Annotated in this window: 6 protein-coding genes; 3 read left to right on the top strand and 3 right to left on the bottom strand. The window is 69.7% G+C overall.

What is annotated here, in order from left to right; genetic code table 11:
• Positions 1-88: 88 nt before the first annotated feature.
• Positions 89-1,138 (bottom strand): putative sulfate exporter family transporter, encoded by a 1,050-nt coding sequence (locus ABZV91_RS32050; RefSeq protein ID WP_355249463.1) that lies wholly within the window; start codon positions 1,136-1,138, stop codon positions 89-91.
• A gap of 37 nt (positions 1,139-1,175) precedes the next feature.
• Between ABZV91_RS32050 and ABZV91_RS32045 the strand changes: the two genes are divergently transcribed.
• The 3 genes from ABZV91_RS32045 (at position 1,176) to ABZV91_RS32035 (ending at position 4,150) form a co-directional block, all read left to right on the top strand.
• Positions 1,176-2,081: a LysR family transcriptional regulator gene (locus ABZV91_RS32045; protein WP_355249462.1), complete on the top strand. Its 906-nt coding sequence runs from the start codon at positions 1,176-1,178 to the stop codon at positions 2,079-2,081.
• 40 nt (positions 2,082-2,121) lie between these two features.
• Positions 2,122-2,973: a crotonase/enoyl-CoA hydratase family protein gene (locus ABZV91_RS32040; RefSeq protein WP_355249461.1), complete on the top strand. Its 852-nt coding sequence runs from the start codon at positions 2,122-2,124 to the stop codon at positions 2,971-2,973.
• 124 nt (positions 2,974-3,097) lie between these two features.
• Complete coding sequence (locus tag ABZV91_RS32035) at positions 3,098-4,150, top strand: homogentisate 1,2-dioxygenase (protein WP_355249460.1); 1,053 nt, start codon at positions 3,098-3,100, stop codon at positions 4,148-4,150.
• On the opposite strand, the gene ABZV91_RS32030 is transcribed toward ABZV91_RS32035, so the two are convergent.
• Positions 4,099-5,016, bottom strand: a complete 918-nt coding sequence (locus tag ABZV91_RS32030) for an alpha/beta hydrolase (RefSeq protein ID WP_355249459.1) — start codon at positions 5,014-5,016, stop codon at positions 4,099-4,101. The two genes, ABZV91_RS32035 and ABZV91_RS32030, sit on opposite strands and share 52 nt — an antisense overlap.
• A gap of 156 nt (positions 5,017-5,172) precedes the next feature.
• On the bottom strand, positions 5,173-5,469 hold the full coding sequence (locus ABZV91_RS32025; RefSeq protein WP_355249464.1) for an NAD(P)H-binding protein: 297 nt from the start codon (positions 5,467-5,469) through the stop codon (positions 5,173-5,175).
• Positions 5,470-5,638 lie beyond the last annotated feature (169 nt).

The following is a 5,638-nucleotide window of genomic DNA, read 5'->3' as shown; positions in this document are numbered from 1 at the left end:
TTCCTGGCTCGTCGCCGCGGTCCTCGCCGCGATCGGCACCTCACTCACCTGGCGACGGCTGCGCCCGGCCGGCCGGTCCCGTTTCGTCTCACCGCCATCCCGTCGCGTACTGCAGGATCAGCGCGGACACCGCCAGCGTCACCGCGAGGATGCCGCCGAACAGCAGCGGACGCGGTCCGGCCGCGCGCAGCCGTCGCCAGGTGAGTGAGGTGCCGATCGCGGCGAGGACCGCGGCGACGAGCCAGGAACTGAGACCGGTGAGCCGGTCGGTCCAGTCGGCCGGCAGCACCCCGAGTCCGGCGACGATCGACGCCGCCACGAACAGTACGACGAACGGCGGAACGCTGCGCCACAGAGCAGCGCGCGGTGCCTGCGGCGCGGCGCGGCGGGCGGACAGGTGCAGGCCGAGGCACAGCGGGACGATCATCAGGCTGCGGACCAATTTCACGATCACCGCGAAACTCGCTGCCGCCGGGCCGAAGGCGATACCCGCCGCCAGCACCGAGGAGGTGTCGTTGACCGCGGTACCCGCCCACAGGCCGAATGCCCGCTCCGACATACCGAGCAGCCGGCCGAGCGGCGGATAGACCAGCACGGCGGTGATATTGAAGACGAAGATGGTGGCCAGTGCGTAGGCGACCCGTTCGCGATCCGGTTTCAGGACCGCGGTGGCGGCGGCGATGGCGGACGCGCCGCAGATGGCCGATCCGGCCGCGATCAGGACCGCCGATTCGCGGTGCAACGCCAGCAGCCGACCCACCACGACGGCGGTCACCGCCGTCGCGGCCAGTGTGCCCAGCAGCACCACCGCGGTTTCCCGGCCGACCGTGAGCACCGCGTCCAAGGGCAGGCCCAGGCCCAGCAGGACGATCGCGACACCCAGCAGATGCTGCCGTGCCCAGGCCAGCCCGGGTTCGAACCGGTCCGACCGTGCGGCCCGGCCACCCAGGATCGCCCCGCAGGTCAGCGCCAGTACCGGAGCTCCCGCGAGTGGGACGGCGACGGCCAGGGCCGTGGCCACGGTCGCGAGAGCGGCCGCCACCGTCAGGCCCGGGAGTCTGCGATACATCTCGTTCACCCCTGTGACCTTGGCGAACAGCGGCGCACGCCGGTAGCCGCCGATTCCGGAGGACCTCATAAGAAATACTGATGACCGCCGTTCCATAATCGAGGATGTGACCCTGCCGCCCACCACCCCCGACCTCGCGGTGCTCGACCTGCTGGTCTCCGTGGCGGATACCGGCAGCCTCGGTGCCGCGGCCCGGCGGCACGGAATGACCCAGCCCGCCGCGAGTATGCGGATCAGCGCGCTCGAGCGTCGGCTGCGGTTGCGTCTGCTGGACCGGGGGCCCACCGGTTCCCGCCTCACCGAACCCGGCCGCGCGGTGGTCGATCAGGCGCGCACGGTGCTCGCCGCGGCCCGGACGTTCAACGAGACCGTCGCCGCGCTGCATTCCGCCGATACTCCCCGGTTGCGCATCGCGGCCTCCAAGACGATCGCCGATCACCGGATGCCGCAGTGGCTCGCCGATCTGCGGGGTATCCGCCCGGATATCGCGGTGGCGCTGGAGGTCGACAACACGGCCCAGGTGGAGGCCATGGTGCGCGGGGGCGCGGCCGATATCGGGTTCGTCGAGGGTCCGCACCCCCCGGCCGGTCTCGGTGGCCGGGTACTCGGCGCGGACGAACTGCTCGTAGTGGTGGGCCCCACGCATCCGTGGGCCGCGCGCACCCATCCGGTGAGCCTGCGTGAACTGGCGGCGACCCCACTGCTGTGGCGCGAATCCGGGTCCGGGACCAGGGAGACGGTGCAGGAGATACTGCGCGCGTACGGCCCACCGGCGCCACCCGCCGCCGAACTCGGCTCGGCGGTCGCCATCGTCGCCGCCGCGCGGAGCGGGATGGCGCCGGCGGTCCTCAGCACGCTCGTCGCCGCGCCGGAACTGGCCGCCGGTGCGCTGCACCGGGTCGCGCTGGCCGATTCGATAGTGCTGACCAGGCAATTCCGTGCCGTCTGGCGGCACGGAAACCCGCCGGCGGACGCGGCGGAACTTCTCGTGCGGTGCGCCACCGCACCGTGAGCCGGCCCATATCGGGGACACAGATGGCATGCTGTCCCGTATGGCCGCTATTCGCCTCGATATCTCCGACTCCGTCGCCACCATCACGCTCGATCGCCCGGACGCACTGAACGCCTTCACCACAGCGATGGGCTATGAGCTGATCGAGGCATTCGACACCTGCGACCGTGACGACGCGGTGCGCGCCGTGGTGCTCACCGGCGCCGGACGCGCCTTCTGCGCCGGTGCCGATCTGTCCGCCGGGGCGGAGACCTTCGTCGCTCCGGAGGGCGCGCCGACCGAGGACTTCCGCGACGGCGGAGGCGAACTCGTGCTGCGGATGTTCGAATCCCGTAAGCCCGTCATCGCCGCGATCAACGGGCCCGCCGTCGGCGTGGGCATCACCATGACGCTGGCCGCGGATTTCCGGCTGGCGGCCGACAACGCCCGGATCGGGTTCGTGTTCAACCGGCGCGGTATCGTCCCGGAATCCTGTTCCAGCTGGTTCCTGCCGCGCCTGGTCTCCATGCAGAAGGCGCTGGACTGGGTGTACTCGGGTCGCCTGGTCGACGCGGCGGAGGCCTACGAGGCCGGACTGTTCTACGGGCTGTACGCGGCGGAGAGCCTGCTGGACGAGGCGTATGCGCTGGCGCGCCGGATCACCGAGCATTCCGCACCGGTCTCGGTGGCGCTGTCGCGGCAGATGCTGTGGCGTGGGCTGGGCGCGGATCATCCGATGATCGCGCACCGGGTCGAGTCGCGCGGTATCCACAGCCGGGGTGCCAGCGCCGACGCCAAGGAAGGCGTGGTTTCGTTCCTGGAGAAGCGGCCCGCTCGGTATCCCGACAGTGTGGCGCGCGATCTGCCGGATATCTTCGGCGACGATCTGCCGGTGCCGCCGTTCCGGCGCTGACGGAATCCCTGCCGGGAGTGTACTTTCGGTGACAGATACCTTGGCAAGGGTGAGTTCGCAAAAGTGCGCGCGGGGGTCGGCGCGGGTCTAGGATCTGTGGCACAACGAGTTTCGGAGGTGCTGCATGCCGGACGACGTCCTGGCGCCCAACATCGAGCTTTTCTCCCGCAACGGTTTCGCCGGTCCGAACACGACCATTGTGCGCGCCCAGTACCGGCCCCGTTTCCTGCACGCCCGTGGCGAATACGTGCCGCGGCGCTTCCACACCTGGGATCTACCCGCCGGTGTGTTCGCCGAACCCAAGGCCCTACCGGTGCCGATTCTCGAGGGTGACGGCATCGGCTTCGAACTGAACCGGCGCTCGGCCGCGATGTCCTTCGGTTATGTCAATGTCCGCTCCGACGAACTGCACTACATCGTGTCCGGGCGAGGCGAACTAGACACCGAGGTGGGCACCCTGGAGGTGCGGGCCGGGGATATCGTCCTGATCCCCCGCGCCGTCACCTATCGGTGGGGTGAGATCGCCGAGGAGATCACCGAGTTCATCGTGGTCACCGCGAGCGAACTCCATCTGGACCCAGAAGGTGCCCCCGGCACCTTCAATCCCGACCTGCACCTGGACCGGCCCACCCCGCACGGACGCCCCGGGCTACCGGTCGAGGACGAATACGAGGTGGTCGTCCGCACCGGCGATACCTTCACCTCGTATTTCTACGATGTCGATCCCATTCCGTGCCTCGATGTGGTCGGTGCCCCGCTCGTCGTCCGGTTCAACCTCGAACATGTGCAGGGTCTCGGCGTCGCGGAGGGCGGCCTCGCCCCGGCCCGGCTCATGAGCAGTACCTCGGGCAACGATTTCGTCTTCGGCACCGGTAGCCGGCGCAGTACCCGCCCGCCGGTCCATCACAACGCCGATTTCGACGAGGTCATCTGCTACGCCATGGGCCCGTCGGCGTGGGGCTCGGTCGATACGCCCGGGACCGTCACCTGGACCCCCAAGGGTCTGCTGCATCAGGGGCCCGAAGAGGATGTGCAGCCCGGGTACCGCGCATTCCTCATCGAGACCAGATCGGACCTGGCCATGACCCCGGCCGGCCGCGATATCGCGCATCTGATGGAAACCGATCAGTATGGTGTCCATCCGGCCGAGGGGCAGACGGCCGCGGCCGCCCGCTGAGCACGGTGTTCCGGCCGGTTCGATGAAGGAGCCGGCCGGTTCAGCCGATCCAGCCAGCGCACCAGGGCCTCGGTTCCGTCCCGGAATCCGGCGGAGCGGGGCCGGTTGAGAAAACCGTGCCGCGTGCCGGGAACGATCACATGCTCGGTCTCGATCCCGGCCTCGGCGAGTTCTCCGACGAAGGTCGTACTCGACGCGCTCAACGAGTCGTAGGCGGCGTCGAGCAGCAGCACCGGTGGCAGTCCGGTCAGGTCGGCCCCGCCCGGGAAGATCTCCGGGTCGCGTAGCAGCTCTTCCGAACCCACATAGTTGAGATTCATCCGCCGGATGACCTGTGGGGTGAAGGTACCGAGGCGACGGCGTCCGCGCAGCCGGGCGCGTACCGGTTCCGGGAGCCGGGGGAGTTCGGCATGCAGGGTGGCATAGGCCAGGACCAGCCCGGCGGGTCCCGGTCCACTCGAGTCGCGCAGCCGCAGTGCGGCGGAGGCGGCGAGGCAGGCGCCCGCGCTCGCGCCCCCGAGGACGGTCGAAGGCTCTTCGTCCAGTAGATCGGAAAGCGCGGTGAGGACATCGTCGAGCGGTGCCGGATACCGGTTGTCCGACGGCCGGTACTTCGGTGGACCCCAGGCCTGGAAACGGGGAATCAGCGCGTAGTCGACCGTGCGTACCCGGCGTCCGGTCGCGGCGATCCGCAGGGCCACCGCGTGTGATTCGAGTTGGTCGAGCCCGCCCGAGACGAACGCGCCTCCGTGCAGCCACAGCAGCGCCGGAACCGCCGGATCCGGGGTGGCCGGCAGGTATTCGCGGATCGGCACGCGGCCGCGAAGGCCGGGAAGGTAGCCGTCACGGATCTGCGGGTCGCTCATCCACTGTCCTCGTTCCGAGTTCGTGCCCCTCGGGGGTCGCGCGCCGGGGTCGGAGTGCGCACCGCCGGTCCGCTGCGCGCCGGACGGTCCCGGCGATGGTATCGCCGAGACCCGCGGCCCCCGCGGCCGCCCGGTCCGGTGGCCGCGGGGAGCCGGTCAGCTCTTTCCGAATGCCTCCGCGCGGATGAGGTCCAGCATGCCGGGAGTGTCGGTGGTGGTGACCACACCGACGACGGTTCGCAGAAGGTCATCGGTTTCGGCGAGTCGCAGCAGGCAGGCCGCCAGGTCGGTCCGGGCGGTGAACCGGCCCTCCGCCCGCTCCGCGGCGATCGTGTAGTCGGTACGGTGCGGCAGGTCGAAGAGTCCGCTCGGCCGGACGATCGTCCAGTCGAGATCGGATGCCCTGAGCAGCGCTTCCATCGCGCGCATATCGGCGTAGAGGGTTTTGCCCAGGACGCCGGTGATGAATGGTTGCAGTACCCGGTTGAACAGGAACCCGGCGTCCGCGTACGGGTGGGGATCGACCGCGCTAGACGAGTAAGTCCGAAGTCCCGTCGATGCCCGGACATGGGCGGAGGGCGTCTATGACCAGTGTGTGACCAATGATCTCGACGCCCTCCTG

This window comes from Nocardia sp. NPDC004568 (assembly GCF_040609955.1).
Lineage (GTDB): Bacteria > Actinomycetota > Actinomycetes > Mycobacteriales > Mycobacteriaceae > Nocardia.
This window is presented reverse-complemented; position numbering and strand designations above follow the sequence as displayed.

Coding starts and splice junctions, on each gene's coding strand:
- ABZV91_RS32035 (WP_355249460.1), top strand. CDS start 3,098: ATGCCGGACGACGTCCTGGCGCCCAACATCGAGCTTTTCTCCCGCAAC.
- ABZV91_RS32040 (WP_355249461.1), top strand. CDS start 2,122: ATGGCCGCTATTCGCCTCGATATCTCCGACTCCGTCGCCACCATCACG.
- ABZV91_RS32050 (WP_355249463.1), bottom strand. CDS start 1,138: ATGAGGTCCTCCGGAATCGGCGGCTACCGGCGTGCGCCGCTGTTCGCC.
- ABZV91_RS32030 (WP_355249459.1), bottom strand. CDS start 5,016: ATGAGCGACCCGCAGATCCGTGACGGCTACCTTCCCGGCCTTCGCGGC.